The sequence below is a fragment of the Campylobacter sp. JMF_08 NE1 genome (genome assembly GCF_027737875.1).
Classification (GTDB): domain Bacteria; phylum Campylobacterota; class Campylobacteria; order Campylobacterales; family Campylobacteraceae; genus Campylobacter_B.
The window spans coordinates 39,632-56,171 of record NZ_JAOVUC010000009.1; the positions used below are offsets into that span (position 1 = coordinate 39,632).

15 protein-coding genes are annotated in these 16,540 nt (G+C 40.5%); 8 read left to right on the top strand and 7 right to left on the bottom strand.

What is annotated here, in order from left to right; all coding sequences use genetic code 11:
* Positions 1-8 precede the first annotated feature (8 nt).
* Positions 9-476, bottom strand: coding sequence for a type II 3-dehydroquinate dehydratase (gene aroQ, locus OFN91_RS07530; protein ID WP_270859780.1), 468 nt, complete (start codon positions 474-476; stop codon positions 9-11).
* Positions 477-597: 121 nt separating this feature from the next.
* Here aroQ and mqnF point away from each other — a divergent pair, with 121 nt between their 5' ends.
* From mqnF to luxS, 4 genes are read left to right on the top strand one after another with little or no spacing between them, the layout of a single operon-like run.
* Positions 598-1,812 (top strand): aminofutalosine deaminase family hydrolase, encoded by a 1,215-nt coding sequence (gene mqnF, locus OFN91_RS07535; protein ID WP_270873812.1) that lies wholly within the window; start codon positions 598-600, stop codon positions 1,810-1,812.
* Complete coding sequence (sppA, locus tag OFN91_RS07540; protein ID WP_270873813.1) at positions 1,800-2,672, top strand: signal peptide peptidase SppA; 873 nt, start codon at positions 1,800-1,802, stop codon at positions 2,670-2,672. The genes mqnF and sppA overlap by 13 nt, the downstream gene beginning before the upstream one ends.
* Positions 2,673-2,685: 13 nt before the next feature.
* Positions 2,686-2,841, top strand: a complete 156-nt coding sequence (locus tag OFN91_RS07545; RefSeq protein ID WP_270859783.1) for a hypothetical protein — start codon at positions 2,686-2,688, stop codon at positions 2,839-2,841.
* A gap of 10 nt (positions 2,842-2,851) precedes the next feature.
* On the top strand, positions 2,852-3,355 hold the full coding sequence (gene luxS / locus OFN91_RS07550; RefSeq protein WP_270873814.1) for an S-ribosylhomocysteine lyase: 504 nt from the start codon (positions 2,852-2,854) through the stop codon (positions 3,353-3,355).
* Between the two features lie 198 nt (positions 3,356-3,553).
* Here the strand turns inward: luxS and fldA are convergent, their stop codons facing one another.
* From fldA to OFN91_RS07570, 4 genes are all read right to left on the bottom strand, one after another.
* Positions 3,554-4,051 carry a flavodoxin FldA gene (gene fldA / locus OFN91_RS07555; RefSeq protein WP_270873815.1) on the bottom strand — a complete coding sequence of 166 codons (498 nt, stop codon included), beginning with the start codon at positions 4,049-4,051 and terminating at the stop codon, positions 3,554-3,556.
* A 246-nt stretch (positions 4,052-4,297) separates the two neighbouring features.
* The gene (locus tag OFN91_RS07560) at positions 4,298-4,621 is read right to left on the bottom strand and encodes a DUF2325 domain-containing protein (protein ID WP_270865353.1); all 324 of its coding nucleotides are present in this window, start codon (positions 4,619-4,621) and stop codon (positions 4,298-4,300) included.
* A gap of 169 nt (positions 4,622-4,790) precedes the next feature.
* Positions 4,791-8,342: a pyruvate:ferredoxin (flavodoxin) oxidoreductase gene (gene nifJ, locus OFN91_RS07565; RefSeq protein ID WP_270873816.1), complete on the bottom strand. Its 3,552-nt coding sequence runs from the start codon at positions 8,340-8,342 to the stop codon at positions 4,791-4,793.
* Between the two features lie 138 nt (positions 8,343-8,480).
* Positions 8,481-8,894, bottom strand: coding sequence for a hypothetical protein (locus OFN91_RS07570; protein WP_270862801.1), 414 nt, complete (start codon positions 8,892-8,894; stop codon positions 8,481-8,483).
* A 97-nt stretch (positions 8,895-8,991) separates the two neighbouring features.
* Here OFN91_RS07570 and dut point away from each other — a divergent pair, with 97 nt between their 5' ends.
* From dut to OFN91_RS07585, 3 genes are read left to right on the top strand one after another with little or no spacing between them, the layout of a single operon-like run.
* Positions 8,992-9,684 (top strand): dUTPase, encoded by a 693-nt coding sequence (gene dut / locus OFN91_RS07575; protein WP_270859920.1) that lies wholly within the window; start codon positions 8,992-8,994, stop codon positions 9,682-9,684.
* A gap of 9 nt (positions 9,685-9,693) precedes the next feature.
* Positions 9,694-10,443: an EI24 domain-containing protein gene (locus OFN91_RS07580; protein ID WP_270871547.1), complete on the top strand. Its 750-nt coding sequence runs from the start codon at positions 9,694-9,696 to the stop codon at positions 10,441-10,443.
* A 55-nt stretch (positions 10,444-10,498) separates the two neighbouring features.
* The gene (locus tag OFN91_RS07585) at positions 10,499-10,714 is read left to right on the top strand and encodes a hypothetical protein (protein WP_270859918.1); all 216 of its coding nucleotides are present in this window, start codon (positions 10,499-10,501) and stop codon (positions 10,712-10,714) included.
* 35 nt (positions 10,715-10,749) lie between these two features.
* On the opposite strand, the gene OFN91_RS07590 is transcribed toward OFN91_RS07585, so the two are convergent.
* Positions 10,750-11,157 (bottom strand): acyl-CoA thioesterase, encoded by a 408-nt coding sequence (locus tag OFN91_RS07590; RefSeq protein ID WP_270862798.1) that lies wholly within the window; start codon positions 11,155-11,157, stop codon positions 10,750-10,752.
* A gap of 122 nt (positions 11,158-11,279) precedes the next feature.
* On the opposite strand from OFN91_RS07590, the gene ciaB reads away from it, so the two are divergent.
* Entirely contained in the window at positions 11,280-13,100 is a 1,821-nt protein-coding gene (gene ciaB, locus OFN91_RS07595) for an invasion protein CiaB (protein WP_270873817.1), read from the top strand.
* Positions 13,101-13,566: 466 nt separating this feature from the next.
* On the opposite strand, the gene OFN91_RS07600 is transcribed toward ciaB, so the two are convergent.
* On the bottom strand, positions 13,567-16,540 hold a 2,974-nt coding region (locus OFN91_RS07600; protein ID WP_270873818.1), incomplete at its 5' end, for a hypothetical protein.

Genomic DNA, 16,540 nt, shown 5'->3' on the forward strand with positions numbered 1-16,540 from the left:
TGCTTTGATTACGCCTCTTTTTTCGCCTCTTTTGCAGCCTTGATTTGCTCGAAAATTTGAAGCATACCAATCATCGCCAAATGGTATCCCACAGGGCCAAAGCCGATGATTTGACCAGCTGTAACAGGGGCTATCATTGATTTTTCGCGGAATTCCTCTCTGCGGTTGATGTTTGAGATATGCACCTCGATCGTAGGCAACGCCACAGCCATAAGCGCGTCTCTCATAGCGATTGATGAGTGAGTGTAAGCGGCTGGGTTGATGATGATTCCATCGCATGTGCCGTAGCACTCTTGGATTTTATCGACTAGCTCGCCCTCGAAATTGCTTTGGAAAAACTCGATTTCTACGCCACTTTGCTCTGCTACGACTTGCATTTGTCTGTGGATATCTTCCATTTTCATACGGCCGTAAATTCCTGGCTCGCGTAGTCCTAGAAGGTTGATATTTGGTCCTTGGATTACCATAATTTTCATTTTTTGTCCTTTTTAAAAAAATTTAATCGCTCATTATAGCCAAATATTGCTTATTTTTGACTATCTTAAATTTTTACTAATTTATTGTAAAATATTTCATCACAAATCACAAGGATTAATTATGAAAATTTTAAAGGCGAAGTGGATTTTAACCTGCGATGAGAAATTTAAAATTCACCGCGATAAAGCCGTAGTTTTCGACGAAAAAATAGAAGAAATTTTAAAACCAAATGAAGCTAGGGAAAAATACCCCGAGGCTGAATTTATCGATTGCGGAAGCGATATCGCTATGCCAGCGTTTATCAACACTCACACGCATTTAGAATTTAGCGCGAACCGCACGCACCTAATCTACGGCGATTTCGTAAAATGGGTCGCCTCTATCGTAAATGCCAGAGAAGAGCTCTCCAAACAGGCCTTAGAAACGATAATCGAAAAAGAAATTTTAACCATGATGAAATCAGGCGTAGCTACAATCGGCGAAATTTCTAGCTTTGGCACAGAGGCTCAAATTTGCGCCAAATCGCCTGCGCGCTTCGTGTTTTTCAACGAAATTTTAGGCGCGGATAAAAACACAATCGACGCAAATATAGATAAATTTAGCGAGCGCTTCACAAGGTCTGCTGAGCTTGTAAGTGATCTGTTTATCCCGGCAGTCTCCGTGCATGCGCCATACTCCACACACCCAGAAATCACAAAATTTGCCACTGATTTTGCCCGCGATAACGAGCTTTTGATGAGTTCGCATTTCATGGAGAGCAACCACGAGCGCGACTGGCTCAAACACGGCAAAGGCGCGTTTAAAGAGTGGCTTGGGGCGTTTTTGCCAAATCCAAAACCATTTTATTCGCCAAAAAGCTATATCGAGTATTTCAAGGGCGTGCGCACGCTCTTTACGCACTGCGTCTTTGCAGATTTCAAACTTTTTGATAAAAAACTCCACTCTATCACGCACTGCGCGGTCTCAAACCGCCTTTTAGGCAGAGATAGATTAAAGCTAACTAGCGTTATCAAAAACGGCTATTTATTTTCTATCGGCACAGACGGGCTAAGCTCGAATATCAGCCTAAATTTCCTCGACGAGCTTAGAGCAAACCTCTTTGTGCATGACGGATTGGAGCTTAGCAAGCTTGCGCGCGAACTTTTGCTAGGTGCGACAAACCGCGCGGCAAAATCGCTAGATTTAAACTTAGGCGAACTAAGCAGTGGCAAAATCGCAGATATCGCCGTATTTAAGGGATTTGAGTGTGATGAGAGCCAGCTAGCGTTACAGCTGATTTTACAAAGCAAAAACGCAAAATCACTATATATCAAAGGCAAAAAATGCAATTTCTAAAAAATCTTTTTACGCCCATTTTAGCGGTGCTTGGCTTTATAAATAAATATTTTAAATCAATGATATTTTTACTCATTGTGTTTTTGATTTTTAGCGGGGATAAAAGTGCGCAAAGTCCAAATGCAAATTTAGCCACGATAAATTTGACCGGCGCGATTATGGACGATAGCCAAATTTTAGAAAACATCAAAGAAATCGAAAACAACGGCGCAATCAAGGGCGTTTTGCTCATCATTGATAGCCCAGGCGGAGCTCTGAGCCCAAGCGTAGAAATCTCACAAGCGATAAAATCCCTAAACGCCAAAAAGCCAGTCGTAGCATACGCCAAGGGCACAATGGCGAGCGGAAGCTATCTTAGTGGCGTGTGGGCTAGTAAAATTTACGCAAACCCGGGCTCGTTTATCGGCTCAATCGGCGTGATTATGCAAGGGCTTGATGTTTCGAATTTAACCGAAAAAATCGGCATTAGCGAGCAGGTCGTTAAGGCTGGGGAATTTAAAGAAGCAGGAACCATGATGAGGCCGTGGAGCGAGGCTGAGAGAGAAAGTCTGCAAAGCTTAGTAAATCAAAGCTACGAGCTGTTTGCGCGCGAAGTGGCAAGTGCGAGAAAGCTTAAATTCGACGAGCGCGAGATATGGGCGAACGCTAGGGTATTTTTAAGCGCGCAGGCCAAAAAACTAGGCCTAATCGACGAGGTCGGCTCACTGCAAAGCGCCAAAACAGCGTGCGAAAAGCTAAGTGGCGTATCAAATCCAATCTGGCTAGAACCAAGCCCGTATGAAAAAATGCTAAATAAACTCGCCACGCAGGGCTCTGCGATGATTTATAATCTAGCGCACGCGCGTTTAATGGCGTTTTAAGGGCTTTTTGCGCATGCTGATAATTCGCAAGATAATTTTCGCGGTTTTGATTTTTATGGCTATCGTTACGACCGCGGTGTTTTCGATGTTTGTTTATAATGTCTTTTTCTCTGACGAGAAAAGCCCTAGCGAAATTTTATTTGAAAAAAAAGAAATCAAACGACTTTAAAGGAGAAAAAATGCCACTACTTGATAGTTTTTTAGTAGATCATACCAAGATGAAAGCCCCTGGCGTGCGACTCGCCAAAAAAATGACCACAAAGGGTGGCGATAAAATTTGCGTTTTTGATTTGCGATTTTGCAGGCCAAATTTAGAGATTATGAGCGAGCGCGCCACACACACGCTCGAACACCTTTTTGCGGGCTTTATGAGAGCACATTTAAACAGCGCCGATGTCGAAATCATCGACATTTCGCCAATGGGGTGCAGGACTGGATTTTATATGAGTTTAATCGGAGAACCGCGCGAAGAGGAGATAATCCGCGCGTGGAAGAGCTCTATGCGCGATGTGCTAGCGGTAAAATGCCAAAGCGACATACCAGAGCTGAATAAATTTCAGTGTGGCACCTGTGAAATGCACTCTTTGCAAGGCGCTAAGCAAATCGCGCAAAATGTGCTAAACAAGGGCATTTGCGTCATCAAAAACGACGAAATCAAACTTGATTTATCTTTGGTGAAGTAAATCTGCCAAACCTCTCATCAAAAGCGCGCTTTGCTCGCGCAATAACCCAGCTAAATTTAAGGCTTTGCTTAGAATTTAGCTGATTTTATTTATAAAACACTTCGACTTTGTTTGCAACCAGAATTACAAGTGCTAAAATTTGTAAATTTTAAAATTTATATTTGGAAAATCAAAAAGATACCCTAAGGTATCTTAAAATCATTGAAGATCTTGGGTGATTTGGGCCAACCAAGCCTTTATGCGACCTTCTGTTAGGGCGCTTTGGTTGTCGTTATCGAGGGCAAGACCTACGAATTTTCCGTCTTTTATGGCTTTGCTTGCGCTAAATTCATAACCCTCAGTCGGCACCGCGCCTATGATTTTTGCGCCAGCGGTTTTAAATCTGGCATACAATTCCGCCATTGCGTTGCAGTATGCGCCAGAATAGCTCGAACTATCGCCCATGCCAAAAATCGCTACCGTTTTGCCGGCTATGTGGATTGCGAGCGAATCAAAATCGAAGGCCGCCCAATCGTCTTGGAGTTCGCCATCGTTCCAAGTAGAGCTTCCTACGATGAGCGCGGTGTAGTTTGCGAGGTCCGCTGGCGTGATATCTGCTACATTTTTGATTTCATTTACTATGCCTAAATTTTCGCTTATGAGTTTCGCGGCTGCTTCTGTGTTTCCCATCGAGCTACCGTAGATAATGCCTACCATTTAAAATCCTTTATAAGCTAAATTTCGAGGGTCTATATTACTAATTTTGCTATGAATTTATACTTAAATTTGGTGATTAATTCGCATACAAATCGCGCAAAAAAGCGAAATTTGGATTTCGCAGAAAGTGCGATAAAATCGTGCTTTGGTTAAATTTAGCAAATTTTTAAAAGGGCTAAATTTGGGGTTTCGCAAAAGCTAAATTCCACCCAAAATTTCAGCGAGAAATTTGGGTGAAATTTTAGATTAATCGTTTTTGTCTTTGTCACAACAAAATGTATTTTTCAGCCCGAAAATCTTGCAATACTCGCAAAATACACAGCTCACGCTTCGTTTTGCGCACACAAGCGGGATATTGCGTTTTTTGACTTCGCTTTTGATTTTTTTCATCGTGTTGTGGTTTAAAAAACTAGTTAGCATTACCACGCAATCGGTGTTTTGTGGGATTGGTTTGCGATTGACGCGATTTTCGTTGCGTGCGTCCCAATGCTCGATATGCGTCGCGCCAAGATTGTGCAAAACGGCCTTTATCGGAGTGATTTCATCTGCGCCTATTACTAAAACACTCATTTTATCCCCTTTTGTTTTGATATTGGTTATTATAACATAAAAAATTTAAAACTTTCTGATAATGGATATAAAAATCTCAGAATTTTTATAAATTTAAAAAGGCTAAATTTAGGGAATTTTGAAAGAATAAAGAAAAAAGGTTGCGGTAAATTTACCGCAACCTGCGAGATTAAATCTCGTCTGAATAATCAGAATTTGCTAAGCGTTTTAGCTGTCTGTATCGTTTTTGAGAGTCTTGTTTGTTTTTAGCATAAAGCTCGTCAGCGTGCTCTGGGTTGTTTTTCCTTAGAGCGTTGTAGCGAACTTCGTTCATCAAAAAGCTCTCGTATAGATCCCAATCAGGCTCTTTTGAGCTGATTTTTAGTGGGTTTTGACCAGCGTCTGCTAAGCGTGGATCGAAGGTATAAGTTGGCCAGTAACCGCATTTTGTCGCAAGCTCAGCTTGTGTGCCAGAGTGGTTTAGACCGCCTTTGATACCATGAGCGATACAAGGGCAGTAGCAAATGATGAGTGATGGACCATCATAAGCCTCTGCTTCCAAAATCGCTTTGATTGTAGCAGCTTGGCTAGCGTTTGAGTTGATTTGAGCTACGAAAATATTTCCGTAAGTCATAGCGATTTGTCCTAAATCTTTCTTTTGAACTGGTTTTCCGCCAGCTGTGAATTGAGCGATAGAACCGCGGCGGCTAGCTTTTGAGCTTTGGCCACCTGTGTTTGAATAAACCTCAGTGTTTAGAACCAAAACATTTACATTTTCGCCACTAGCTAAAACATGATCAAGTCCGCCGTATCCGATATCATAACCCCAGCCGTCGCCACCGATAATCCATTGTGATTTTTTGCTTAGGTAAGATTTTCTCTCTAAAATTTCGCTAACGCCCTTAACGCCTTTGTTTTGCTCTAAAATCGGGATTAGTTTATCTGTAACTTCGCGAGATTTTACAGTGTCGTTGCGATTTTCGATCCAGTCATTATATAGAGCTTTTAGTGCGTTTGGAGCTTCTTCCATTGTATTTAGCATAACATCTTCGATTTTATGGCGGATTGTTTCAGTCGCGACTTTCATGCCAAGACCAAATTCAGCATTGTCTTCAAACAATGAGTTTGCCCATGCAACACCGCGTCCGTTTGCGTCTTTGCGGTATGGAGTCGAAGGAGCAGAACCGCCGTAGATTGAGCTACATCCTGTCGCATTTGCTACAATCATGTGATCGCCAAATAATCTTGTGATAAGTGTGATATATGGAGTCTCGCCGCAACCTGGGCATGCGCCGTGGAATTCGAAATATGGTCTAGCAAAGCCGACATTTTTGACATTGTTTTTCGGTGCCAAATCATCTTTGTAGCGAACATTTTCAAATAAATAATCAGCGCTTGTTTGCTCGCCTTTATCCATTTCTTCGCCAAGTGGAACCATAACCAAAGATTTCTCTTTGCTTGGGCAGTTTTCAGCACACAATGCACAACCGGTGCAATCTAGCGGGCTTACTTGAATTTTATATTTCATACCTGCAAAATCTTTGCCTTTTGCGTCAAGTAGGTGCTCTTTTGTGTATTGTGGAGCGTTTGCTACATCGTTTTCATCTAGCAAGAACGGTCTGATTACAGCGTGTGGGCAGACGAACGCGCATTGGTTACATTGGATACAATTTGCCTCGATCCATTTTGGCACAAGCACGCCTACACCGCGTTTTTCGTATTTTGTAGTGCCTGCTTCAAATGAGCCATCTTCGTGTCCGATAAATGCTGATACTGGTAAATCATTTCCTCTGGCTGCATTTACAGGTTTTACGATTTTTTCGACGAATTCTGTGCCTTTGTATCCTACGCTATCAGATTTTACTTCGTCTTTTAAATTTGCCCATGCAGGATCGACTGGGACTTGGACTAAGCCGTCAGCGCCCTTATCAATCGCGTCATAGTTCATTTGCACGATTGCGTCGCCTTTTTTAGCGTATGATTTGTATGCAAATTCCTTCATATATTTTTGAGCTTCTTCAAACGGAATAATTTTTGCTAGTTTGAAAAATGCTGATTGCATAATTGTATTTGTGCGGTTTCCTAGTCCGATTTCGTGGGCTAGTTTAGTAGCGTTTAAAATGTAGAATTTAACATTTTTTTGCGCTAGGATTCTTTTTACTTTGTTTGGTATTTTTTTGATAGTTTCCTCTGCGTCCCAGATTGAATTCAAAAGGAAGGTTCCGCCGTCTTTGATACCGTCGATTACATCGTAAATTTCAAGATACGCTGCTACTGAACAGGCTACGAAATTTGGATTTGAAACTAGGTAAGTTGAGCGGATTGGTTTTTTACCAAATCTTAGGTGTGAGCGTGTGTAACCGCCTGATTTTTTGCTATCGTAAGCAAAATATGCTTGCGCATAAAGATCTGTTTTATCGCCGATTATTTTGATTGAGTTTTTGTTCGCACCGACTGTGCCGTCTGCGCCAAGTCCGTAGAAAAGACACTCGATTTCATCTGCTTCGCCAAGAGAAATTTTCTCGCCGACTTTTAGTGATAGGAAGGTTACATCGTCTTCGATACCCACAGTGAAGCCATTTTTTGGTTGGTCTGATTTTAGGTTGTCAAATACAGCGATCATTTGAGCTGGATCGACATCTTTTGAGCTTAGGCCATAGCGTCCGCCGATGATTAGTGGAGCTTTTTTGCTGCCATAAAATGCTGATTTGATATCTAGATATAGTGGCTCGCCGATACTTCCTGGCTCTTTTGTTCTATCTAAAACGCAAATTCTCTCTACTGATTCTGGTAAAACAGCAAATAGGTGTTTTACGCTAAATGGTCTGTAAAGATGAACTTTGATAATACCTACTTTTTCGCCTTTTGAATTTAGATAATCAACTACCTCTTCAAGAGTTTGATTTACTGAACCCATTGCGACTACGACTCTTGTAGCGTCTTTTGCGCCATAGTAAGTGAAAGGCTTATACTCTCTGCCTGTGATTTTTGAAATTTTTTCCATATAATCAGCTACGATATCTGGCAAAGCGTCGTAGAATTTGTTTGTTAGCTCTCTTGTTTGGAAGTAAATGTCATCGTTTTGAGCTGTTCCGCGAGTTTTTGGGCGCTCTGGGTTTAGCGCATTATCACGGAAAGCCTTAACTGCGTCATAATCGAGCAATTTGTCAAATTCAGCGTAATCCATAACCTCGACTTTTTGAATTTCGTGACTTGTGCGGAAACCGTCAAAAAAGTGTAGGAAAGGAACGCGACCTTTAATCGCTGCTAGGTGAGCGATACCGCCTAAATCCATTACTTCTTGCACGCTGTCGCTTGCTAGCATAGCAAAACCTGTTTGACGACATGCATAGACATCTTGGTGATCGCCAAAGATAGAAAGAGCTTGCGCTGCAAGGGCTCTGGCTGCTACATGGATAACGCCTGGTAGCATTTGACCAGCTATTTTATACATATTTGGAATTTTAAGTAGTAAGCCTTGTGAAGCTGTGTAAGTTGTAGTAAGCGCACCAGCTTGCAATGAACCATGCACTGTTCCAGCGGCACCTGCCTCGCTTTGCATTTCTACGACTTTAACTGGCATACCAAAAAGGTTTTTCATGCCTTTTGCAGCCCACATATCTGTATAATCAGCCATTGGTGAGCTAGGTGTGATAGGGTAAATTCCTGCAACCTCGGTAAAAGCGTAAGAAACATAAGCCGCGGCTTCGTTTCCGTCCATAGTTTTCATAACTTTTCCCATAATTTCTCCTTACTGTTCGGGATTGTGTAAAACCTGAGAATTCTAGCTAAAAGTTGCTTAATTTGTTGTAAGTAATTAAAATAAAAATAGAATTTTACGGATACAAATTCAACTAAATTTAAGTAAAAGGAGTAAAATTTACTCCTCTTTTTTGCGCTCCCAAACGCGCTTTTTACCGAAGGTTACGACATTATCGGTTAGCTTCATCCAATCAAGCCTAATGGCAAAAAGCTCAGGGTTCATCGCCTTGGCAACGGCAAATCTTTTGAAGTAAATTTTAGCCTCGTTTTCATCTGCGCTACGAATTTTGCCCTTAAACTGAATTCCTTTAATCCTAGAAATGATTTTGGTATCCAAAGCAATCGTGCCAGAGACGAAACGATTGGTAAAAAGTGCCTTTATGTGCGTAGAATCTTCATGCCCTGAAAAAATCAAGGTTTTATTATCTTTATCGTAAGCGTAAAATGCGTTTGAGCAATACGGCAGATTTTCGACTAGCACGGCGATTGACATAAGCTTCATTTTGCTTAAAAATAGGTCAAATTTATCCATAAATCCCCCTGTAAAATTTAAAATTTCAAAAATTTGAGTAATTATACCTACATTTTCTTTTATGCGCTATAATTTCGCGCTAAATTTAGGAGAAGTTATGGAAAATTATAAAAAAATAAAAGAGATGTTTTTAATGCAACAGCGCCTAAACGACGAAACCAACGGCGTGGGCTGGGAGGACGGATACACCAAAAACGGCAAACTAATCAACTGGAAGCGTTGCATTTATATGGAGTGTGCTGAGCTAATCGACAGCTTTGCATGGAAACACTGGAAAAACATCGCCGCAGCCCCTGATATAGATAATATCGTCATCGAAATCGTGGATATTTGGCACTTTGTGATGAGCTATGTTTTGGAACAAAACAAAAATTTAAAGAGCATTGATGAGATTGCTAGCGAAGTAATCAGCGTAAGCGCGTTTAGAGAATTTAGCGCGCACCGCGCAAATATCGAGGATTACTCGATTTATGAAATCGTAAATGATATCGAGCTTTTGATACACGAGACGAGTGGATTTAATTTTAGCGTGGGTTCGCTTTTGCAGGATTATTTCAGAGTGGCGATCAAGTGCGGGGTAAATTTGGAGGTGCTTTTCGCCAAATATATCGGCAAAAATGTGCTAAATAAATTCCGCCAAGACAACGGCTATAAAGAGGGCAGCTACCGCAAAATTTGGAACGGCAAAGAGGATAATGTAGTTTTGGTCGAAATTTTAAATAGTGGCGTTTTGGAAGTGGGCGAAATTTACGCAAATTTAGAAAAAGCCTATAAAAACAGCGAAATTTAAAGAAATTTAATGGGTAAAATTTTTCGCCTTTCAATCAAAGATTTTTTTACGAAAAAATTCATCACCCTTTCGCTTTTGCCGTTTTTTTGCGCACTTTTGGTGCTTGGGTATTTTATGTATTTTGGCGGAAGCGAGATTTTTGCTCTGCTCGAAGAGGGGGCAAAAAGCGGGGATTTTAGCTTTTTGGACGAGGCGAGATTTCCGCTGATTGCAAAACTGCTAGCTTACGGCGCCACAAAATGGATAATCGGCGTGATTTTTTACACCTTTGGGACATTTTTGGTGCTTATGCTAAGCGTGTTTTGCGCGCTTTTTATCGCTGGATTTCTCACGCCGATTGTCACAAAAGAGATAAATTTAAGACACTACCATTTAGAGCGCGCCGATGAGCCAAATTTGGGGCGAGTGCTAACCCTAATGGCGATTGAAATTTTAAAATTTATTGGAATTTTACTGCTTTGCTTGCTACTTTTAGCAGTTCCCTTAATAAATCTTTTTGTGATAAATATACCATTTTTTTATATTTATTATAAACTCATTTTAATTGATGTCGCTTCAAACACCCTAGATAAAAAAAGCTTTGAGAAGTGCTATAAAAAGGGCGGTGGGTATAAATTTATGCTTAGCGTATTTTTGTTTTATTTAGCGTGTTTGATTCCGCTTGTGGGTCTGTTTTTCCAGCTGTTTTTTATCATATACTTATCGCATATAATATTTTTATCGCAACTAAAATTTAAAAAAATTAATGCAAATCAATGAAATTTATGCCGAATTTGTATAAAATAGTGGTTTAGTTTATTTCAAAGGATTTCTCATGAAAACTGGCAATGTCTATATCTGCAATATTTGCTCACTCAAAAGTAGCGATGACGAAAACGCTGTATTCATCAAAGCCCACAAAAACGGCGAAACCGTGCATATTTGCACCGCCTGTATGCCAAGCGTAATACACGGCTCTGGTATGATTGTAAAAAGTAATGCGGAGCTAGAATCTGAATTTTTCGAAGAGTTTAAAAAACACACAAAATAAAAATTTGGCAAATTTTAAAATTTGCCAAATTTAGCCTAAAATCCCTTTAATTTTTTTAGCTCTGGATCGATTACGAGTTTGTTGCCCTCGCTATCGACGGCTACATAGGTTACTTCTGCGCTTGTTACATGCTGGCAAATGCGAGAGCGCGACTCTTTGCAATATCTCTCTGCTGTAACATTTACCAAAACCGTAATCGAAGTGTTGCCGATTTTGGTCACGGTTGCGTGGCAAGTGACTAAATCTCCCACGAAAACAGGCTGTTTGAAAATCACCTCTTTCATTGATATTGTAACCACGCGCTCAGGCGCAAACTCCCTTGCTGCGACCGTTCCAGCCAAATCAATCTGTGATAAAATCCACCCGCCAAAGATATTTCCGGCTGGGTTAGTATCTGTTGGCATAGCGATGATTTTTATAACTGCTTCGCCCATGTGTTCCATATTTTCTCCTTATTTGTAAATTTAAGCTTGGCATTGTAGCAAAGCCAGATTAAATAAAAAGTTACTAAAACTCTCTTAAAAAAAATTTTGCTAAAATTAGCCAAAATTTTAAAGGGAAAAATATGAATAATTTCGATCGATTAAACGAATTGGTGAGCGAAACGAAGGCAAATTTAAACGCACTTTATGCAAATTCCGATAGTGAGATTATAAAACAAGGTCTGCAAATTTGCGAATTTAGTGACACGCAAAGCGCGAAAATCGCGATTTTAAGGCGCATTGTAGATTTAAAAGAAGAAGCAATGATGCAAGAATTTCGCAAGCTAGGCTATGATGCAAACAAACAAAGCTTGCTACGCGAAAAAATGTATGATTATGTCAGGCAAATACACTCTGACATGCACGCCGCGCTTATCGCAAAAATTGAAGAGGAAAAAATTTTAAACCCATTTTATTTAGAACTTATCAAAAGCGTGCATAAAATCGGACTTGTAATCAATCAAATGCAAAAAAGCTGGCAAAAACTCATCATCGATACCAACAACAAACGCTTAGAGATGAATTTCGCTAGTATCGCGGACGCCAAAGAGTATCTTTTCGAAAACGAGCTTTTACAGCGCACGCCACACGATGAAATTTGTGATCGTTGCTATGGCGCGATTATCCAAGATAGCGAGGGCAAATTTGTCATGGCGCCCTATGCCGTGGCGTTTGAAGAGGATAGCAAGGAGTTAATCGGAACATTTAATAAAGCGATTTTAGAGCTCGAAGACCTAGCTAGCAACGCCGAGGAGCGGGCATATATCTACTATCTAGCCAAGCTTCGCACAGCCTTTGCCGAGCGCAACAATGTCTTTGTAATCGGCGCGTGGCGGGACGCTGAAATGGCGTGGATGGAGACCAAATCCCCGATACAAATCGGCCACCCGCTTGAATACTACGAGGATAACTACACGCACGCAGTCGCGCTAGAATGGGACATTAGACTATCTCAGCCAACTAGGTTTGACGCGGATAAATTTAAGGCCGAAATAAGTGCAAGCTTTGATAAAATTTACAAACAAATCGGCGCAAATAGCCCTGTAATGCGCTCGCTCGTGCTTTCAAACATTGATAAAACCCAGCTTTATATCTCCACGCCGATGATTTATTACGGCGCGGATTTAAATGGGCTATTTTCGGCGCAGGTCGTGCCAAATGACGAATTCGTCAGCACAAACTGCGGAAAGAAAATTTTCGCATTTGTAAATTTTGTCTATGAAAGCGCCAAAGCCAAGCCGTTTATGAAAATTTCATCGCAAATTTTTGATTTAGATTATCTAAATTTCGGGCGCGAAATTTTATTCAAACAGCCTAAAATTTGGCGTATGGTCTATGAAATCTCCACAATCGGCCACGAGTTTGGTCATATATTTTTCATCGACGAGGACACAGAGTCGCTGATGAATAAATCAGGCGCTTTCAAGCTCGTCGAAGAATACAAGGCCACCACAGGCGGGCTAATCAACTTCTTTTTCAACGAAAAACCAGAAATGCGCCTGCCGGTCCTTGACGAGCTAATCCGCCGTAGCGTGGGGCTCATCGCGTGGCAAAGGGTAAATGATGTGAAGCCGTATTATTGCGAGGGGCTAATTCATCTGACGCTACTATTCCGCGCTGGCGTGCTGAAATTTGACGGCGCGAAGCTCGCGGTCGATTTCAGCGAGGCGGGGTATGAGAGATTTAAGGAAATTTGCCTGAAAAATTACGAAATTTTAGCGAGCACTTATTACAAAAAGCTCGACGCTTACGACTTTTTGGACGGATTTGTCGAAAATACTAGCGGCGTGTATCTGCCAAAAGACGCGGTGTGTAGGGAGTTTGTGGAGTATTACTACGCGCTTTATGAAAAAATCGGCAACGAAATCGACGAGAGTGGCGAGCGCGAAAAATGGACAAATTAAGGGGTCAAATTTAGCCTTTTTGGGTTTTTAAACACTGCGCCCGAGATTTGAAATTTGCAAATTTGTCATTGCGAGGAGCGACAGCGACGAAGCAATCTACAAGCGTAACGGTGGCGTGCGTAGCACGGCAGGTTTGGACGAGCCGTAGGCGAAGTCAATCCAGAAAATTTTTTAACCCTTAATTTGTCATTGCGAGCGAAGCGAGCAATCTACGAGTTTAAAATTCCTTGTGCTAAATTTGCTGTCATTGCGAGCTTTCGTAGAAAGCGAAGCAATCCAGGGAAATTCAGATAAATTTCAATTCTTAAATTCTCTCTAAATTTTACTGGATTGCTTCGTCGCTGTAAAACAGCTCCTCGCAATGACAAATTTGGCAAAATTTAAAATTTTGCCAAATTTAGCGTTTGAAATTTTAAATTCTTAGGGGTTGCGGCAGGTTTCCCTGCCACGAAGCAATCAAATTTAACTAAAACGCAATGCTAAGTGCCATTTGTGCGCTTACACCTTCTTGTTTGCCAGCGTATCCTTTTACGCCAGCGTCGAATTTAAGCGTTTCGGTTTTGTATTGATAGCCGATTTCGCCAATTCCTGTTAGGCCTTTTAGATCTGGGCTTAGCATCTCGCCTGTGCTACCATTTGGCACGATAAATCGTCCGCCTGCTTCTGAGCTAAACTCATATTCGCCGGCAAGACCAACGAAGAATTTATTATGCTCATCTATTTTGAAGTTATCTTGCAAGCCAGCCCTAATCTTGTGTGATTGTAGGGCGTCGAAGTGAGTATCCGCGCCATCTATTTTGATATCGGCTGCGTCGATATGGGTGTAGAAATATCTAGCATAAAAATCCAAATCGTTGCTTTCGCTTAGCGGGACGATTTTGCCACCGCCTACATGCACAGCATAGTATGTAGAGTCTATGCCCCAATCATAGTATTTGCTAACGCCGTTGAAATTTAGAGTGCCGTCGAAATTCGTAGTTAGCTGACCTACTCTAAATGAGCCCTCATAGTATGAGCCAGTGGTGTTTTCTTGTTTGCCAAATGCGCCCACACCAGCGTAGTATGCGTCCCCACTACCTTTGGTGCCGTCATCTAGGTAGGCATCATAATCTACATTGCCGTATTCGATGAAAATACCCATTGTAAATTCACCCTTGCTATTTGGTGCTTTGCCAGCAAGACCTGCGTTTGCGTTAAAGCCCAAACTATCCACATGAGAGCCTGTGTTGTAGCGTTTGTCGTATCCCTCAAAGATAACATAAGGGAAAAGCTCGGTGTATCCATCAGGTATAATGCGCTCTAAGTGGTTTGAGATGAGATACGAACCCTCCCAAACAGCCGCCATACCAGCAATCCTTGCTTCGTTGAAAATTTTGGTTTGGTCAGTTGGCGTAATCGGTGTCGTTTTATCCACAGATAAATCTAAGGAATTTGTTACATCTATCATTAAAATTGAACCGATTTGATAGTTTGCACTTTTTGGCTTATTATTTGCCAATTCGTTATTACCGTCAAACAAATGCACTCTACCGCCTTGTTTCTCCAAATCATCCAAATTATCGACATATATCATTACATTTGAATTTGATAAGTCCGTATTAGAACCGTCACTTAGTTTGACAGCAGTTGTGCCGACGCCCGGATTTTTAGGCAAGTAGAAATTGATTTTTTCAAAATTTTGCACATCTTTTACTGTGATTTTATCCATTTCGATAGTATTGCTTGAATCTTTACCTATGTTTAGGGTATTTCCGCTTGGGTCGCTACCACCGATTGTGACATTGCTTAAATCAAGCGGTTTGCTCGGGTCTTTTGGATCGATTGTGATTGTATTATTTGTGATAGTGCTTCCGAATTTTGTAAATTCATCATCTCCAAGCGAGTTTTTCAACTCCTCTTCCATCTCGTTTTCAGCCGTGATATAGATATGGTTTTTGTCGCTATCGGCAAACATACCTTGTAAATTTCTAGTGTAAGTTTGGCTATCGATTATACGATATTCATTATTTGTTTGGATGACATTGATTGCGGTTGAGCCGTCTTTTATAGTTTTAGTCTCTTTGCCGTAAGCGTAGTTTTTAAGATCGTTGAAATTTACATTTTCTGCACTATCTGCACTACTAGTGTGAGCGATGAGATACGCTTTTTGATTTGCACTTAATCCATAACTATTCTCTGGATTATATGTGGTGTCATTGATTTGAATTTCAGCCTTGCTTAAATCAGTATTATCATCAGCTGTTAATTTTAAAGCTGCATTATCAGCAGAAGTCGTTTTAGTAATATCGCCTGTAAAATTCATAACCTGAAAGTTAGCTACATTTCCAGCTTCTAGCTTAGTAGAATTTACATTTAGAGTATTGCCTGTGCCATTGTTTCCGCCATAGATTGTTCCTGTAACTTCACCTTTTTCAAAGTTTGCGATATTGTTATTTGTATCTCCTGATTGGCTATATCCTACATAAATATTACCATCTACTTTATCGCCTTTTATGTTGATAGTATTATTTGAAACTTCGCCGCTACTGCTTTTTCCTACATAGATATTTGTAGCTTTTACATTTGTTACATCTAGTGTATTGTTTGAAATATTTCCGCTATTGCTATTAGCTAAGATGAAATCCCCTGTTATTGTTATGTTCTCAGGCATTGTATAGGTAGCGTTTTCTAAATTTGCAGAATCTGATTTAGCTACTGTTAAAGAGCCTGTTATTTTTTGATTATCTGCATTAATTAATTTAGTTGTAGCTATATCTATGCTTCCGCTATCAGTCTGAGCTAGTGTAATATCTGCTATTACACTAGTATTGTTTAAATCAACAGTGTTGTTTGAAACTTTACCTGATATAGAATATCCACCTATGATTGTAGCGTTACTTAAATTTGCACCTTGATTGATATAGATATTGTTGTTATTTACATCTTCGCTATCGCTATATCCGCCATAGATTGTTTTTCCACCTAAATCACCAGCGTTTGCTTCTATAAAGATATGATTGTCTTTGTTATCAGGTTTGTCAAATTTGGCAAATTCATCGGTATCAAATTTATCGTTTTCCCAAGTTTCTTTGAATTCTTTTGCACCTGTTATATAAAGATCTTTTTCATCTTTGCTTACAAACATACCTGCTAAATTTCTCGTATAGGTATCTCTGTCTAAAATTTTATAAACTTGATCTGTTTGAAGTGCGCCTACTGCTTTGTCGCCATTTCCTACTGTGTTGCCTTGATTTGGCATAGGTTTATTTTCAATTTTATCGTAGTTTGCTAGCTTGTTGTTGTTTTTGTGGATTAGATAGTATTTGCTATCTTTATCTAGTGTGGCGTAGTTTTCTACCTTATATGGGCTATTTGAAATATCTATTCTAACTCCGCTTAAATCAGTTGCTTCATCTTTGGTTAGGATTAGGGCTGCGTTATCGCTGTTATTCTTAGTAGAA